The following is a 16,146-nucleotide window of genomic DNA, read 5'->3' on the forward strand; positions in this document are numbered from 1 at the left end:
ATCGGTTTCGACGCGGTGCCTTGCCGGTGCGATGGGCCCCTGTGCCAGCAGCAAATCAGCCCTTGTGGCTGTCGATATATTCGATGGCATCGTTGACGGTGCTGATCTTCTCGGCAGCATCGTCGGGGATCTCGACGCCGAACTCTTCCTCGAACGCCATCACCAGCTCGACGATATCAAGGCTGTCAGCGCCCAGATCGTCGATGAAGCTTGCGTCTTCGGTGACCTTCTCGGCTTCCACGCCGAGATGCTCGATCACGATTTTTTTGACGCGGTCGCCAGTCTCACTCATTCAGAGTTCCTTCGATTTGTGTGTAACGAAAAATGCGAACTGAAATCACTGCCTCGCCCTAATGCCGCTTTTATCGGCTGGCAAGAGGGCTGCGTTACAGCATTGCCATGCCGCCATTGACGTGCAGCGTTTGGCCGGTGACATAGCCCGCCTCGCGGCTGGCCAGATAGACCACCGCCGCTGCGACATCGTCCCCCTCGCCCAGCTTGCCCGCCGGAATGCGTCCCAGCAAGGCGGATTTCTGCGCTTCGGGCAGAACCTCGGTCATGGCCGATGCGATGAAACCCGGCGCGACGCAATTGACGGTGATGTTGCGGCTGGCGAGTTCCGCTGCCAGCGCCTTGGACATGCCGACCAGCCCCGCCTTGGACGCGGCATAATTGGCCTGGCCGGGATTGCCGGTCGCGCCGACCACGCTGGTGATCGAGATCATGCGGCCGAAGCGCGCCTTCATCATCGGCTTGGCGGCGGCGCGGCACAGGCGGAACGCAGCTTCCAGATTGACGCGGATCACGTCCGCCCATTCCTCGTCCTTCATCCGCATCGCGAGATTGTCGCGGGTGATGCCGGCATTGTTGACCAGGATGTCGAGCGATCCCAGCGCCTCGACCGCCTGCGGGACGAGCGCATCGACGGCGGCAGCATCCGACAGGTCGCAGGTCAGCGCGACATGATCGCCACCGAGCGAGGCTGCAAAATCCTTGAGCTTGGCCTCGTTGCTGCCCGAAAGCGCCAGCCGCGCCCCATGCGCCGCAAGGCCGCGCGCGATGGCCGACCCGATGCCCCCGCTCGCGCCGGTGACCAGAGCGGTCATGCCTGTAAGATCGAACATTCGGTATCTCCTGTCATGCGCCTCTCCCCTACCCTGCCCCGCTCAGCCTGAGCCTGTCGAAGGCCACGCAAAATGGCCAGCGTGGGCGCGGGACCTTCGACAAGCTCAGGTTGAGCGGACGTTATGGGCGAGTTTGCTCCAAGCCTCAAACCGCTTCGAGCAGGCTGTCGATATCGCCCATCTCGACGATGCTCTCGCTGTCGACATCCTCGACGATGCGCTTGATCATGGGAACGAGCACCTTGCCGCCCAGTTCGATGAAATGATCGACGCCCGCATCGCGCATCGCGATCACCGATTCCCGCCAGCGCACCATGCCGGTCACCTGATCGACCAGCAGCGTGCGGATCGTGCCCGCATCGCCGACCGGTGCGGCGGTGACATTGGCGAACAGCGGAACGATGGGATCCCTGATCTCGGTCGCGGCCAGCGCCTCGGCCATGCGTTCGGCGGCGGGCTGCATCAGCGCGCAATGGAAAGGCGCGGACACGGGCAGCATCATCGCCTTGCGCGCCCCCATTTCCTTGGCGATCGGCAGGCAGCGCTCGACTGCGGCAACATGGCCAGAGATCACCGCCTGGCCGAAGGCATTGTCGTTGGCGACGGCGCAGACCTGGTCCCCCGCCGCCTGCTCGGCAGCCTTGACCGCTTCTTCGAACTCGATGCCGAGCAGCGCGGCCATCGCGCCCTCGCCCACCGGCACCGCCGCCTGCATCGCCTGGCCGCGCAGCTTGAGCAGCCGGGCGGTGGTGGCAAGGTCGATCGACCCTGCGGCGCACAGCGCGCTATATTCGCCCAGGCTGTGCCCGGCGACATAGGCAAAGCTGACCGGCACATCGCCCGCCTGCCCCTGAAGCGCACGGAACACGGCGATCGCGTTCGCCATGATCGCGGGCTGTGCGTTCTCGGTCAGCTGCAGTTCGTCGGCCGGACCTTCGGTCATCAGCTTGAACAGGTTCTGGCCGAGCGCCTCGTCGACCTCCTGAAACACGGCGCGCGCCTCGGCGCTCGCTTCGGCCAAGGCCTTGCCCATGCCGACCTTCTGACTGCCCTGTCCCGGAAAAATGAATGCGCGTGTCATGACTGTCGTCGTCCCTCGCCCCACAAGATCGCGCCGGCGCCCTCCAGCCCCTGCGTCAAGCGCCGCCCGTTAATCCTGTTGCCCCATAGTTGCAAGGCACTTGCTGCCAAGCGGCTTGCGACGATTTAATCGATCGATTAACACCAGGGCATGGATGATACCGCATTTGCCGAGAGGCTGGAAACGCTTTGCCGCTCGAAGCTGGGCGGCACCGGGCCGCTCGCCGAGCTCAAACGGCTTTCCGGCGGCGCGAGCATGCAGAGCTGGCGCTTCGCCTGGGGCGGTGAGGCGCTTATCCTTCGGCGCATGCCCGAAGGATTGCGGGCGGATGACGCCGCGATCGATTCCGGCGCGCTCGATCTCGACGGCCAGGCCGATGTGATCGAAAGCGCGGGGGCACATGGCGTGATGGCGCCGGCAGTGCGCGCACGTTTGGCCCCGGAAGATGGCCTGGGCGAAGGCTTTGTCATGGCGTGCGCGCCCGGCGAAGCGCTGCCGCATGTGCTGCTGCGCGATCCGGCCTATGCAGGTGCACTCGAAAGCCTGCCGCAACAATGGGCCGAGCAGCTCGCGGCGATCCACGCGATTGCGCCTGCCAGCCTTCCCTCGTCACTGACCTATCGCACCCCGACCCAGATGCTGGCCGATCTCGAGCAACGCTGGCGCGATCTGGGCGGAATATCGCCCATCTACGCGCTCGCGTTCGGCTGGCTGGAGCGTGCATTGCCGGAGCCGGTAGAGCCGCGGCTGTGCCATGGCGATTTCCGCATGGGCAACCTGCTGATCACGCCTCAGGGTCTGTCCGCTGTGCTTGACTGGGAGCTGGCGCATCTGGGCGACCCGGTGCAGGACCTGGCCTTTGGCTGCATCCCCAGCTGGCGCTTCGGGCGCTACGACAGGGTGCTCGGCGGGTTTGCGCAGCCCGAGGACATGCTGGCGCATTACGAGGCGATCACCGGGGCGCCGGTCGACCGGGCGCGCTTCCGGTTCTGGCTGGTCTATTCGTGCCTGTGGTGGGGCATATGCTGCCTGATCATGGCCGATATCTGGCGGCGCGGCGACAAGGCCAATCCCGAACGGCTGGTCATCGGTCGCCGTGTGTCGGAGGTGGAGATCGATCTGCTGCTGATGCTGTCGGACGAACTGGTTGATGTCCCCGCGCCGATGGATTGGCCCATGGCGGACATCGCCGCTGAAAGCGGTGTGCCGACCGGTTCGGCGCTCACAAAGGCCGTCAGCCTCTGGCTCGATGGGAAGGTCGCCGCCACGGCACAGGGCCATGCGAAGTTCGAAGCGAAGGTCGCGGTGAACGCGCTGGGCATGGCAGCGCGCGATGCTGCGCTTGGCCCCGGGTTCCGCGCCAGTCAGATGAGGCGCCTCGAAATTCTGGGCTATGATGCCCCCGCTCTGGTCGCCGCGCTGCGCCAGGATCCGGCGCATGTCACTCCGGCGGTGCACCACCATCTCCGCCGGCTGGCAGCAGAGAATTGCCTGATCGATCAGCCGCGCTATGCAGGCCTTGCTGTAGCCCGCACCGCATGGAGCCAGACCCCTCGGACATCTGGAGAAAATTTATAATCTGGCGCAATTTAGTCGCTTAATCCGCCGCGTCCCCGGTCGTTAAGTCCAGTGAACGATCAATTAAGGACGATTGGGTCAACCGATGGCAGAACTCCAGGCAGCACGCGGCAATCTCAGGGACCGGATGAAACTCGCCGCGTCGATCCTGGCAGGCCAGGCCAAGGCCGAAGAGGAGGCTCCGAAGAAGGAGACCGTCTTCGAGAACATCAAGAAGCAGCACTATCTCAAGATCTTCTCGTTCCTTGAGCAGGTGCAGCTCGATCCGGTACCGGACAACTACAAGCTGGCCTGGGAATATCTGAACGGCGGCAACAACACGCTGCGCGCTGCCGTGGACCGCAAGCTCGATACCCAAGGGCGATTGTCTTCGGAAACCGTTGCGGAAATTCTCGACGAGTGCGAGGGCCAGATGAAGGTGCAGGACCTCAACGCCCTGGTCGCCGAGAGCGAGGCGCTGCTCGCCGGAGGCTTCAAGACGCTGAGCAAGAGCGGCAAGGAAAGCATGGCCTATGCCGAGGCGCTGCAGACCCGGCTCGACTGGATGCGCGAGCTCGATCCCGCCGAACAGGCCGACATGCCGATCGAGGCGCAGTTCAAGGCGCTGCTCAAGATCACCACGCAGATGATGCAATCGACCAAGAAGGCAAGCGAAAGCCTGGACGAGAGCACCAAGAAGCTGAGCCAGATGCGCAGCCGCCTCGACGAAGCCAATGAAAAGGCACAGCGCGACCAGCTGACCGGCCTGCCCAACCGCTGGGCGTTCGAACAGCAATTTTCGGCTGCGACCATCCGCGCCAAGGAACGGTTCGAGCCGCTCTCGGTCGCGTTCATCGATATCGACCATTTCAAGCAGGTCAACGACACGCATGGCCATGAGGCGGGCGACCGCGTGCTGCAGCTGGTCGCCAAGACGCTCGATGGCTTCACCCGCGGCAACTGCCATCTGGCACGCCATGGCGGCGAGGAATTCGTCATCGTGCTGGAAAACACCACCACCGCCGAAGCAAAGAAGCAGATTGATGCGGTGCGCGAGGACCTGGCCGAACGCTCGCTGGTCAACAAGGAGAATGGCGAGCCCATCGGCCGCATCACCTTTTCTGCCGGGGTTGCGCCGTTCATTCCGGGCGAGGCCAACCGCCAGGTGCTGCGCAACGCCGATGCCGCGCTGTACGAAGCCAAGAATACCGGGCGCAACCAGGTGCTGATCTATCACGGGGGCTGAGCCTGCGGGCTGGCCAATGCCTGGGGCATTTGCACCCTTCCTTCGTCATTCCCGCGAAAGCGGGAATCCCGCTATCTGCACTGACGTCCGTCCAGAAGCGGGACCCCCGCCTTCGCGGGGGTGACGGAAAAGAGTATAAACTGGACTTGGAGCTCACCGCCACCATGCCGCTTTTTCTCGTCTCGGCGCTTGCTTTCTTCCGGCTTTTGGGTATTAGCCCGCGCTTGCCCTCGGACGAGTGACCCTCGACCCTGGCATGAAGAAAGCCGGAGGGGTGTGTCGCATGGGGCGCGCATCAGCGATCGGCAGATGAGTAAAGGAAGCCAACATGCCGATGTACGAGCATGTGTTTCTGGCGCGCCAGGACCTGTCCCAGGCCCAGGTGGACGCGCTGGCCCAGACCGCAACCGAGATTGTCGAACAGAACGAAGGCAAGGTCACCAAGACCGAAACCTGGGGTCTGCGCAACCTCGCCTACAAGATTCAGAAGAACCGCAAGGCGCACTTCGTTCTGCTGAACATCGAAGCCCCCGCCGGCGTCGTCGCCGAGCTGGAGCGTCAGACTTCGATCAACGAAGACATCATCCGTTACCTGACCGTGCGCGTCGACGAGCTGGAAAGCGGCCCGTCGGTGATGATGCGCAAGCAGGACCGCGAACGGCGCCCGCGCCGCGACCGCGAAGCCTGAGACAGAAAGGGATAACGACACATGGCACGCCCATTTTTCCGCCGCCGCAAGTCCTGCCCGTTTTCGGGCAAGAACGCTCCCGCCATCGATTACAAGGATGTGCGCCTGCTTCAGGGCTTCATGTCCGAACGTGGCAAGATCGTCCCCAGCCGCATCACCGCGGTTTCCGGCAAGAAGCAGCGCGAGCTGTCCAAGGCCATCAAGCGCGCTCGCCATATCGGCCTGCTGCCGTACATCGTGAAGTAAGGAGCAAGGGACATGCAGATCATTTTGCTCGAACGGATCGAGAAGCTGGGTTCGATCGGTGACGTCGTCACCGTGAAGGACGGCTATGCCCGCAACTTCCTGTTGCCCAACAAGAAGGCGCTGCGCGCCAATGAAGCCAACCGCAAGGTGTTCGAGGCCAATCGCGAGCGCATCGAGGCCGAAAACCTCGCCAAGCGCGACGAAGCGGCCAAGCGCGCCGAGTCGGTCGACGGCATGCAGGTCGTCCTGATCCGCGCCTCGTCGAACAGCGGTCAGCTCTATGGTTCGGTGTCGGTCCGCGACATCGCCGACGCGCTCAACGCCGATGGTGCCAATGTCACCAAGGCGATGATCATCCTGGAGCGCCCGATCAAGACGCTGGGCGTGTTCCCGGTCAAGATCGCGCTGCACCCGGAAGTGTCGGTCAGCGTTACCGTCAACGTCGCGCGCAGCGACGACGAAGCCGAGCTGCAGAAGGCCGGCGTCGACGTGATGGCGCAGATGTTCGAGGAAGACCAGGCACCCGCCGGCTTCGTCGAAAAGTTCGACCCCAATGCCGAGCCGGGCACCATCCCGGTTGACGAGCCCGAAGAAGGCGAAGGCGAAGACGCCGCCGCCTGATCGAAAGGTCACGGTTCATCAAGAAGGCCGGGTTCCAGCGTTGGAGCCCGGCCTTTTTTTGGTCATGGGCAATGCTCATCCAGACTCCCCTCCCTCTCAAGGGAGGGGTTGGGGGTGGGTGAGCGAGATTGCGCATAGCTGGGCGCAAACGACCCACCCCTTACCCATCCCTGGCCAGGGAGGGGAACGCGTCCAGCGCCGTCCGCCGCTATACGCCTCACTGCGCTGGCGGGCTCACCACTTCCTGGTTGAAGCGCTGCGCCAGCACGACGAAATTGGTCACCTCGCGCCGCAACGTGCCGCGCTTCACGCCGAAATCGCTAATCAGATAGCGCGCGACAAAGGGTTCGCCGGCCACCGATACGCCCGCCTTGCTGAACTCGTACAGCCGGTTGAAGTCGCCTGCAGCCTGCGCAAGATTCTGCGGATTGCGCTCTGCCGGCTTGGGCCAGAAGGCGAGCATGTACAGGCCCTGGCACTGGGTCGGCTGGTTCGGCGGACAGGCGGTGAAGAACATGTTGATGCGCAATTGGCCAAAACTTGCCTCGACATACGGGCGGCCCTCGGGCGTCTGGCGGTCGGCGATGGTCACGCCATTGCCGAATGGGGCCAGGATTTCGCGCACGCTGGTCGGGGTGAAGGCGTTCACCTCTATCCGGTCGTCGGCATTGCCTTGCTGCTGCTGCGCCGTTCCCGGCGCCGAGACCGCCAGCGCCAGCGCTGCTGCCAATAAGGGGCCGCCCCTGCGAATCGTCCTGCCCGTGCCTGTCATCCGTCACTCCATCCCGCGCCAACCGACCCTAAGCCATCATAAGCGGCGCGAGGCGGCGCTTGCAACCGCCTGAAATCTTGCGCTCGCCGGGGCGCAGACAACAGTAATGACAGTGCCATCTGGAGTCGTTAAGAGCTTAACATGAGCACTATCGAAACGATCATCACCCAGCTTGCCGACCATTACGAACAGTCGGTCCACACTCTCCAGACCGCGATCCGCGCCTTTGTCGAGAACGGCACGCCGCCCGATCCGGCGCTGCGCACGAACGGCGCGTTCAGCTATCCCTGCCTGCGCATCGAATATGGCGGCAACGAACGCGGGGCGGCGCCAGGCCTGTCCTTCGGCCGCCTCAACGCGCAGGGCGTGTACACCACCACGGTCACCCGCCCGCGCATGTTCGCCGACTATCTGACCGAGCAGCTGACCCTGCTCAGCGACAATTACGATGTCGTCATGTCGGTGGGGCCGAGCGACCAGGAAATCCCCTTCCCTTACGTGCTCGACGGCATTTCCGGGCCGGAACTGGGCGGCATCACCCCGCTCGAGCTGGCACGCTATTTCCCGACCACCGAGCTCGCCGATATCGGTGACGAGATTGCCGACGGCTTCCTGTCGTCCGGCTATGGCGGCGAGCGGCCCTTGTCGTTGTTCGACGGGCTGCGCACCGATTTCTCGCTGGCGCGGCTGCGGCACTATACCGGCACCCCACCCGAGCATGTCCAGCGCTTCATCCTGTTCACCAACTATCACCGCTATGTCGATGAATTCGTGGGCTGGGCGTGCAGCCAGATCGGCAAGGGCCATTATACCGCGCTATCGGGCGCGGGCGGGCTCTACACCGATCAGCCGGGCGCCGACCCCAGCCAGCTGGTCGCCGACAGCGCCTGGCGCCGGCACCAGATGCCCGCCTATCACCTGATCGCGCCCGATTTCGGCGGCATCACCCTGGTCAATATCGGCGTCGGTCCGTCGAACGCCAAGACGATCACCGATCACCTCGCGGTGCTGCGCCCCGAGGTATGGCTGATGATCGGCCATTGCGGCGGCCTTCGCCCCACCCAGCGGATCGGCGATTATGTGCTCGCGCATGCCTATCTGCGCGACGACCACATCATGGACGAGGTGCTGCCCCCCGAAATCCCGATCCCGCCGATCGCGGAGATCCAGCAGGCCCTGGCAGAAGCGGCGGAGGAAATTTCCGGGACCAGCGGCGCGGACCTCAAGCGGCGGATGCGCACCGGCACCGTCGTCACCACCGACGACCGCAACTGGGAGTTGCGCTATTCGACCAGCGCGCTGCGCTTCTCGCAGTCGCGCGCGGTCGCGATCGACATGGAAAGCGCCACGATCGCCGCGCAGGGCTATCGCTTCCGCGTACCGTACGGAACGCTGCTCTGCGTGTCGGACAAGCCGCTGCATGGTGAGCTCAAGCTCCCCGGCCAGGCGAATCGCTTCTACGAGGAGGCGATCGCGGCGCACATGCAGATCGGTATCCGCACCTGCGAGATGCTGCGCAACGAGAGCAATTCGCTGCACAGCCGCAAGCTGCGCGCGTTCAATGAGCCGCCGTTCCGCTGACCACCTGCACTGAACAGAGTTTCTGTACCACTAGGGCCGCATTGGGGTGAGCGCCGCTCAAACCATTGCGGCCCTTGCTTTTTCTGAACCGCCGTTACCGTAACATCTGCATATATTTGCAGGTATGTATTGACCTAGTTTAGCGGATAGCCATACTCGATGGCATGCCGCACCGTGTTCCAGTCGCCCGCGAACTCGCCGAGGTCTTCAAGCTGATCGCGCATCCGGACCGGATTCGCCTGATCGAGGAGCTTCGCACCGGCGAATGCGATGTCACCACGCTTGCGGAAAAGCTGAACCTGCCGCCGACGCGCCTTTCCCAGCATCTCAGCCTGCTGCGCACCGCACGCATGGTCGAGGAACGGCGCAATGGCCGTCAGCATCTCTATCGCCTGGCCCAGCCGCAGATTGCCGGCTGGATCACCGACGGGCTCGCCTTTGTCGAAGCCCGTGCCCCTGCGGCCTTGGCCGGAGATTAGCGCGAGGTGCGTGAACTCTGGTCCTGATCAAACCACCCCTTAAGCCTCAACAAGGAGCCTCCCCATGCCCCATTTCGCCGCCGGCGTCGTCCGCTTCCAGACCGAAGTCTTTCCCGAGAAGCAGGAGCTGTTCGAAAGCCTGGCCAAGGGCCAGTCGCCCGAAGCGCTGTTCATCACCTGCTCGGACTCGCGCATCGAAACCGCGATGATCACCCAGACCGATCCGGGTGAACTGTTCATCTGCCGCAACGCGGGCAATATCGTCCCCCCGCACACCCAGCAGACCGGCGGCATGACCGCGTCGATCGAGTTCGCGGTCGCCGCACTCAAGGTCCCTCATATCGTGGTCTGCGGCCATACCGAATGCGGCGCGATGAAGGGCGCGATGAACCCCGAAGGTCTCGACAGCCTGCCGCACGTCCGCGAATGGTTGGGCTATTCGCGTGCGGCAGTCGAGGTGGTCAAGCATCTGGGCGCCGATCTGGACGATGATGCGAAGATGAAGATGCTGCTCGAACAGAACGTCATTCTGCAGCTCAACCATCTGAAGACGCACCCTTCCGTCGCGGTGCGGCTGGCCGCAGGCGAGCTGCAGCTGCACGGTTGGGTTTACGACATCCGCACCGGTGACGTGACCGCCTATGACGAGGCCACGGGCAAGTTCAATCCGGTGCACGAGCATTATGCGAGCGAAATGGCCGCGCTGGCGCTCGAAAAGCATCAGTGCGCCGCCTGATCGGAACCTGAGAATCGCCTCATGCAAGGACACTGGTCATGACTGCAGCAACCGCCCAGATGGGTGAATTCGAGACGATGAAGCGGAGCTGGCCACAGGACCTGCTCGCCTCGGTCGTCGTCTTTCTGGTGGCGCTTCCGCTCTGCCTTGGCGTCGCCATCGCATCGGGCGCGCCCCCCGCGCTCGGTCTGATCACCGGCATTATCGGCGGCCTGGTCGTCGGCACTCTGGCGGGCTCGCCGCTGCAGGTCAGCGGCCCTGCCGCAGGCCTGGCAGTGCTCTGCTATCAACTGGTCCAGGAACAGGGCCTGATCATGATGGGTGTCGTCGGCCTGATCGCCGGCGCGCTCCAGCTGATCGCGGGCATCGCCCGGCTCGGCCAGTGGTTCCGCGCTATCTCGCCATCGGTCATCCACGGCATGCTCGCCGGGATCGGCGTGCTCATCCTGGGCTCGCAGTTCCACGTGATGATCGATGACAGCCCGCGCGGCAGCGGCATCCAGAACCTGATCTCGATCCCCGAGGCGATCTACAAGGCCATCTTCCCGATGGCGATGGACAGCCATCATCTGGCTGCGATCACGGGCGTAGCGACCATCGCCGCGATCCTGCTGTGGAACCAGTTCAAGCCCAAGCAGCTGGCCGTGGTCCCCGCGCCGCTGATCGCGGTGATCGTCGGCACGATGGTCGCGGCCTTTGCCGGGTTCGACATCAAGCGCGTCACCGTACCCGACAATATCATCGCCTCGCTCAACATCCCGACCATGGAAGCGCTGCAGCGCGGCCTGACCATGGAAATCCTGCTGCTCGGCGTGGTCTTCGCCTTTGTCGCCAGTGCCGAAACGCTGCTGTGCGCCACGGCGGTCGATCAGATGCACACCGGCCCACGGACCAAGTACGACAAGGAACTGCGCGCGCAGGGCATCGGCAACATGCTCTGCGGCGCGGTCGGCGCGCTGCCGATGACGGGCGTGATCGTCCGCTCCTCGGCCAATGTGCAGGCGGGCGCAAAGTCGCGCATCTCGGCGATCATGCATGGCGGGTGGATTCTGGCGACCGTCGTCGCCCTGCCCTGGCTGCTGGCGCTGATCCCGACCGCAGCGCTCGCCGCGATCCTCGTCTATACCGGCTACAAGCTGGTCAACATCGCGCAGATCAAGAAGATCGCTTCCTATGGCCGTGTCGAACTGGCGATCTATTTCGCCACGCTGGGCGGCATCGTGGTGTTCGATCTGCTCACCGGCGTGATCATCGGCTTCGTGCTGGCGACGGCCAAGGTGGTCTATACCTTCACGCATGTCCGGGTCGATCTGGAGGATGACGAGATGGCGGGCCGCACCGACGTGTTCCTGCACGGATCGGCGACCTTCTTCTCGATCCCGCGCCTCGCCAGCGTGCTGGAGACCGTGAAGCCCGGCCGCGAGGTGCATGTCCATGTCGAGCATCTCGACCATATCGACCATGCCTGTCTCGACATGCTGGGTGCGTGGGAGAAGCAGCACAAGGCAACCGGCGGCAGCATGGTGATGGAGTGGCAGGATCTGCACGACCGCTATGCCTCGCCCTATCAGAAGATGCAGGATGCCGCGGACAGCCCCGGTACCGGCCCGGGAGACGGGCCAAAAAAAGCCAGGCCGGTGCTTGAGCCGGCGGCCTGATACCGGGTCTTACCCCAGCAGGAACAGATGCAGCGGCCGCCGGAGCAATCCGGTGGTCGTATGCATATCCAGTCGTCGAAAGAAATCGCACCCGGGTCGGATCGCGAGGGAACATTCTGCCTGTATCGGCGTAATCAATCCGGTGCAGGGGACCCAATTACCTTATTGTACAAGGAGATCACCATGAGTGATGCCATCAAGACCGCCGCCGAGCGGATCAAGACCGACGCATTGAACCTGGCCGAGCGTGCGCGCTCCGAAGCTGCCAGCGCCTTTGCCTCGGTCAATCAGAACCGTGACGAGCTTCGCGCCAAGGCGACCGAAACCGCCCGGCTGGCGGGTGAAGTGATCGCGGAAAATGCGCGCATCGCTTCCGATCTCGCCAAGCGCAATGCCTCGGCAGCCGCTGCCATCATCAGCGACAATGCCAAGTCGTTGACCACCGAAATGGGACCCTTGCGCGACAAGGCCGACGAACTGGCACAGAACGCCAGCGAACGGCTCTCCGTCGTGGCCCGCGAGCTGTCCGAAAAGGTCAGCGAAAACAGCCGCTATGCCGCCCAGCAGGCCAGGGCGCATCCGGCGCTGACGCTCGGTCTGGCAGCAGGTGGTATCGCGCTGATTGCAGCGGCGATCGCCCTGTCGCGCCGCGGCAAGCAGGCAGCTGCCACCGCTGCAGATGAAAATAGCGATTATGTCGATCAGAACGTTGTTCCCTCGACCACGAGCGCCGCAGGGGCGCCCTATAACGTTCATTGATTGACGGACCGTCAGGCGCAGCGCGCGATTCCCTCACGCGCGGTGTCTCGGGGCCTGTTTTCCAGATAGAGGCGCCCCCCGCTTCAGGAAGACAGGCCCCAAATTTTCCACTCCATCAACCAGCAAGGGCAAGCGAAACGGCCTTCCAGCCGCGTCGCTTGCCCTTGTTGCTAGATGATGGGGTTCTGAAAGGCGCGGCTCACCAGCCGCACTGCTTGCCCTTGTTCTGGTCCTTGAGCCAGGTCTGCAGCGGCGCAAAATATTCGACCAGCGCGCTGCCATCCATCTCGCGCGAACCGGTAAAGGCTTCGAGCGCATCGGGCCAGGGCTTGGATGCCCCCATTTCCAGCATCGCGTTCAGCCGGTTGCCCACTTCCTTGTTGCCATAGAAGCTGCAACGATGGAGCGGTCCCTTCCAGCCGGCGATGTCGCAGGCCGCCTTGTAGAACTGGAACTGCAGGATGCGCGCAAGGAAATAGCGCGTATAGGGCGTGTTGCCGGGGATATGGTATTTCGCGCCCGGATCGAACGCATTGTCCGGACGCTCCGCCGGAGGCACGATGCCCTGATATTGCAGGCGCAGCGCAGTCCACGCATCGTTGTAATCGGCGGGCTTGATCGAGCCGTCGAACACGCCCCAGCGCCAACGATCGACCAGCAGGCCGAAGGGCAGGAACGCCAGCTTGTCCATGCCCTGGCGCAGCAACAGGCCCAGATCCTTGTCCGCACCGGGCACCTTGGCTTTGTCGAGCAGGCCGATCTCGACGAGATAATCGGGCGTGATGGAAAGCGCCACCATGTCGCCGATCGCCTCGTGAAAGCCGTCATTCGCGCCGTCGAGATGCAGCGGATCCTGCTTGTTATAGGCCCGTTGATAATAATTGTGCCCCAGCTCGTGATGGATCGTGGTGAAGTCGTCGGCATTCACCTTGATGCACATCTTGATGCGGATATCGTCCTTGTTGTCGATGTCCCAGGCCGAGGCATGGCACACCACCTCGCGGTCCTGCGGCTTCACGAATTGCGAGCGCTGCCAGAAGGTCTCGGGCAGCGGCGCGAAGCCCAATGACGAGAAGAAGCCCTCGCCACCCTTCACCATCTTGAGCGGATCGTAATTCTTCGCCTTGAGCAATTCGGTCACGTCATAGCCGATATCGCCCGCGCCTGCGGGGGCCACAACGTCGTAGATGTTGCCCCATTCCTGCGCCCACATGTTGCCGAGCAGATCGGCGCGGATCGGGCCGGTCTTGGGCTGCACCGCATCGCCATATTTCTCGTTGAGCTTGGTGCGGGTGTAGCAGTGCAGATCGTCATAGAGCGGCTTGACCTGCTGCCACAGCTTCTCGGTGAGCGCCGCGAACTCGTCCGCGCTCATGTCATACTGGCCGCGCCACATCGCGCCGACATTCTTGAAGCCAAGCTCGCGCGCGCCCTGGTTGGCGATCTCGACCATGCGGGCGTAATCGTCCTTCATCGGCGCGCCGACATTGTCGTGCCAGCTGACCCACATTTCCTTGAGCTTCGCCGGATCGCGGACATCGCCCATCGCGGCTTCGATGTCCGAACCGCTGACCGACTTGCCATCGAGCGTGCCCTTGCCCTTGCCGTAGATCGACTGAAGCTCGGTGGCGATGGTGTTGAGCTCGGCCGCAGCGCCTTCGGTGGTCGGCGCGGGCAGGACGATGCCGCCGCGCAGCTTGTCGAGCTTGCGCCGCGTTTCCGCGCTCAGGCCCGGGACGTCGTTATACTTCGCCGCTTCGAGCGCGAAGCGCACCTGCATCTCGGTGCCCTTGGCCCCGACCTCGGCGGCGAGCGCGTTGGTATCGTCGGTCAGATAGGTCGAATTGATCCAGAACACCCGGCTGGCCGAGACCGTGTAATCGAAGCCCTCCTTCTCCGCCGCCGCGATAAAGGCCTCGGCATCGTCGGCGGTCGGCTTGGCGGCAGCGGTTTGCGGGGCGGCCTCTTCGGCAAAGGCCGGGGCGGCGACAGTCGCGACCGACAGCGCGATCACGGAAGCAAGCGATTTGAGCGATTTCATGCGGCTGGTCCTTGTGCGAACGGCAATTCGCGCGGGACGATGGAACCGCAGCGATGCAGCGTCAAGTGGTCAGAAATGAAACCATTTCTTCGGCCAGCGCCGGTTCGAGCACGCTCGACATGTGCGTACCCTTGATCTCGCGATAGGTCGCATGTTTCAGCTGGCGCGCCAGCTCGGGTGCGGAACCGTTGTCCTGGTCATCCGCCCCGCAGACCACCAGCACCGGGACGTCGCGCGCCACCAGTGCATCGGTATCGACCACACCGAAACTGTCGAGCAGCAGCCGCGCCGCTACCGGATCGATCCCCTGCGTCTTCATGAAGGCGACCGCCATGAAATGCGGGTCTCCGCGCTTCACCTCGTCGCGCCGATCGATCGCGGTGACAAAGAAATCGCGCCGACGCGTCCAGCCGGTCAGCCCTTCCCAGCCCATGCCCGCGAGGATCGCCTTGCCCGGCGTCACGCCCGCCGCCAGCAGCTTGGCCGTCGTTCGCGCGCCGAGTGAAAATCCGCCGAGATCGAAATCGTCGAGCCCGAGCGTGTCGATCAGCGACAGCGCATCATCGACCAGTACGTCGCGCGGATAGGCCGCCGGATCATGCGGCGCGCCGCTCTGCCCATGCGCGCGCAGATCGGGCATGATGACGCGAAAACCCGCCGCCGCGAGCTTCGCCGCGTGCCCGAACTTGATCCAGTTGGTCTCCGCGCTGGAAAACAGCCCATGCAGCAACAGCAGCGGCCTGCCCTCCCCCGTCTCGTGCAAGGCAAGTTCAGTGCCGTCGAAGGAGCGAATGCGGGTGGTGGTGATGCTGTTGGCTGAAGCGGTCATCCCCGCTCTTTAAGGCCTGCCTGCTCCATGCGCCAGATGGCAAGTCCGATGCGGTCCTGGCCGAAAAAGGGTTCGCCCTGGAAGACCAGGGTCGGAACGCCCCAATGGCCGGCCATTTCGAGCGCTTCCTGGTTCGCAGCGAGCTCGGCATCGAGCGCTTCGGCGTCGGCAACCGCGATAGCGTCGAGTTCGGCGAGGTCGAGCCCCGCGCGTTCGGCGGCATGCTTGAGGTGATCGCCCTCGTGCCAGTTTGCGGTCCCGCCCCAGATGAGCTGCGATACCTCATCGCAGAAGGCAAGGCTCATGCCCATGCGTGCTGCGGCCTGGCCCATGCGGGTAATGCGATAGATATAGGGCTGATCCGCCGCGATCGTCCGCGTGGCCATGTTCTGCACGATCGGATCGGGATTGGGCGGGAAGAACGGAATGCCGAGATATTGCGACAGGCGGAACACGTCGGTCAGCGTGTAGCGCAGCCAACCGGGATGGTTGCGCTCGAAGAAGGTCGGCTCGCGCACCGCCAGCGGATAGACCGGACGAAGGTTGAGCGTGAGGTCATATTGCTGTTCCATTGCACGATAGCGGCGCATCGCGAGATAGCTGTAGGGCGAGCGGAACGACCAGAAGATATCGGCTGTGAGTGTCATGTCACACAGACTGCCAAAAGATTGCGTTTAGCGCAAACGGAATTGTGCTGACTGCACTTCCATATAATGTCATATGCTATT

The 16,146-nt window shown here is 63.6% G+C and carries 17 protein-coding genes; 10 read left to right on the forward strand and 7 right to left on the reverse strand.

Features of this window, described 5'->3' with window-relative positions; genetic code table 11:
- Window positions 1-55: 55 nt before the first annotated feature.
- From AX725_RS04510 to fabD, 3 genes are all read right to left on the reverse strand, one after another.
- Window positions 56-292 carry an acyl carrier protein gene (locus AX725_RS04510; RefSeq protein WP_023836488.1) on the reverse strand — a complete coding sequence of 79 codons (237 nt, stop codon included), beginning with the start codon at window positions 290-292 and terminating at the stop codon, window positions 56-58.
- A 94-nt stretch (window positions 293-386) separates the two neighbouring features.
- Window positions 387-1,124, reverse strand: coding sequence for a 3-oxoacyl-[acyl-carrier-protein] reductase (gene fabG, locus AX725_RS04515; protein WP_060977117.1), 738 nt, complete (start codon window positions 1,122-1,124; stop codon window positions 387-389).
- A 145-nt stretch (window positions 1,125-1,269) separates the two neighbouring features.
- The gene (gene fabD / locus AX725_RS04520; RefSeq protein WP_060977118.1) at window positions 1,270-2,205 is read right to left on the reverse strand and encodes an ACP S-malonyltransferase; all 936 of its coding nucleotides are present in this window, start codon (window positions 2,203-2,205) and stop codon (window positions 1,270-1,272) included.
- 150 nt (window positions 2,206-2,355) lie between these two features.
- On the opposite strand from fabD, the gene AX725_RS04525 reads away from it, so the two are divergent.
- The 5 genes from AX725_RS04525 (at window position 2,356) to rplI (ending at window position 6,563) form a co-directional block, all read left to right on the forward strand.
- Entirely contained in the window at window positions 2,356-3,783 is a 1,428-nt protein-coding gene (locus AX725_RS04525) for a phosphotransferase family protein (protein ID WP_060977119.1), read from the forward strand.
- An 85-nt stretch (window positions 3,784-3,868) separates the two neighbouring features.
- Entirely contained in the window at window positions 3,869-5,008 is a 1,140-nt protein-coding gene (locus AX725_RS04530; RefSeq protein ID WP_060977120.1) for a GGDEF domain-containing protein, read from the forward strand.
- A 328-nt stretch (window positions 5,009-5,336) separates the two neighbouring features.
- Entirely contained in the window at window positions 5,337-5,696 is a 360-nt protein-coding gene (gene rpsF, locus AX725_RS04540) for a 30S ribosomal protein S6 (protein WP_023836483.1), read from the forward strand.
- 21 nt (window positions 5,697-5,717) lie between these two features.
- A complete protein-coding gene (gene rpsR, locus AX725_RS04545; protein ID WP_023836482.1) occupies window positions 5,718-5,942 on the forward strand; it encodes a 30S ribosomal protein S18 in 225 nt (74 codons plus the stop codon).
- 12 nt (window positions 5,943-5,954) lie between these two features.
- Complete coding sequence (gene rplI, locus AX725_RS04550; RefSeq protein ID WP_023836481.1) at window positions 5,955-6,563, forward strand: 50S ribosomal protein L9; 609 nt, start codon at window positions 5,955-5,957, stop codon at window positions 6,561-6,563.
- A 217-nt stretch (window positions 6,564-6,780) separates the two neighbouring features.
- On the opposite strand, the gene AX725_RS04555 is transcribed toward rplI, so the two are convergent.
- On the reverse strand, window positions 6,781-7,293 hold the full coding sequence (locus AX725_RS04555) for a YbjN domain-containing protein (protein ID WP_060977122.1): 513 nt from the start codon (window positions 7,291-7,293) through the stop codon (window positions 6,781-6,783).
- A 183-nt stretch (window positions 7,294-7,476) separates the two neighbouring features.
- Between AX725_RS04555 and AX725_RS04560 the strand changes: the two genes are divergently transcribed.
- From AX725_RS04560 to AX725_RS04580, 5 genes are all read left to right on the forward strand, one after another.
- On the forward strand, window positions 7,477-8,916 hold the full coding sequence (locus AX725_RS04560; RefSeq protein WP_060977123.1) for an AMP nucleosidase: 1,440 nt from the start codon (window positions 7,477-7,479) through the stop codon (window positions 8,914-8,916).
- A 164-nt stretch (window positions 8,917-9,080) separates the two neighbouring features.
- On the forward strand, window positions 9,081-9,395 hold the full coding sequence (locus tag AX725_RS04565; protein ID WP_066114332.1) for an ArsR/SmtB family transcription factor: 315 nt from the start codon (window positions 9,081-9,083) through the stop codon (window positions 9,393-9,395).
- 64 nt (window positions 9,396-9,459) lie between these two features.
- Complete coding sequence (locus AX725_RS04570; RefSeq protein WP_060977124.1) at window positions 9,460-10,131, forward strand: carbonic anhydrase; 672 nt, start codon at window positions 9,460-9,462, stop codon at window positions 10,129-10,131.
- A 38-nt stretch (window positions 10,132-10,169) separates the two neighbouring features.
- Complete coding sequence (locus tag AX725_RS04575) at window positions 10,170-11,789, forward strand: SulP family inorganic anion transporter (protein WP_208597797.1); 1,620 nt, start codon at window positions 10,170-10,172, stop codon at window positions 11,787-11,789.
- A gap of 183 nt (window positions 11,790-11,972) precedes the next feature.
- Entirely contained in the window at window positions 11,973-12,548 is a 576-nt protein-coding gene (locus AX725_RS04580; RefSeq protein ID WP_066117531.1) for a hypothetical protein, read from the forward strand.
- 199 nt (window positions 12,549-12,747) lie between these two features.
- Here the strand turns inward: AX725_RS04580 and AX725_RS04585 are convergent, their stop codons facing one another.
- From AX725_RS04585 to AX725_RS04595, 3 genes are all read right to left on the reverse strand, one after another.
- A complete protein-coding gene (locus tag AX725_RS04585; protein WP_060977126.1) occupies window positions 12,748-14,589 on the reverse strand; it encodes a M2 family metallopeptidase in 1,842 nt (613 codons plus the stop codon).
- Between the two features lie 61 nt (window positions 14,590-14,650).
- Window positions 14,651-15,418, reverse strand: coding sequence for an alpha/beta fold hydrolase (locus AX725_RS04590; protein WP_060977127.1), 768 nt, complete (start codon window positions 15,416-15,418; stop codon window positions 14,651-14,653).
- Window positions 15,415-16,065 (reverse strand): 2-hydroxychromene-2-carboxylate isomerase, encoded by a 651-nt coding sequence (locus AX725_RS04595; RefSeq protein WP_060977128.1) that lies wholly within the window; start codon window positions 16,063-16,065, stop codon window positions 15,415-15,417. The genes AX725_RS04590 and AX725_RS04595 overlap by 4 nt, the downstream gene beginning before the upstream one ends.
- Window positions 16,066-16,146: the final 81 nt, after the last annotated feature.

It is taken from the genome of Blastomonas sp. CCH9-A1, from assembly GCF_001557175.1.
Classification (GTDB): Bacteria; Pseudomonadota; Alphaproteobacteria; order Sphingomonadales; family Sphingomonadaceae; genus Blastomonas; species Blastomonas delafieldii_A.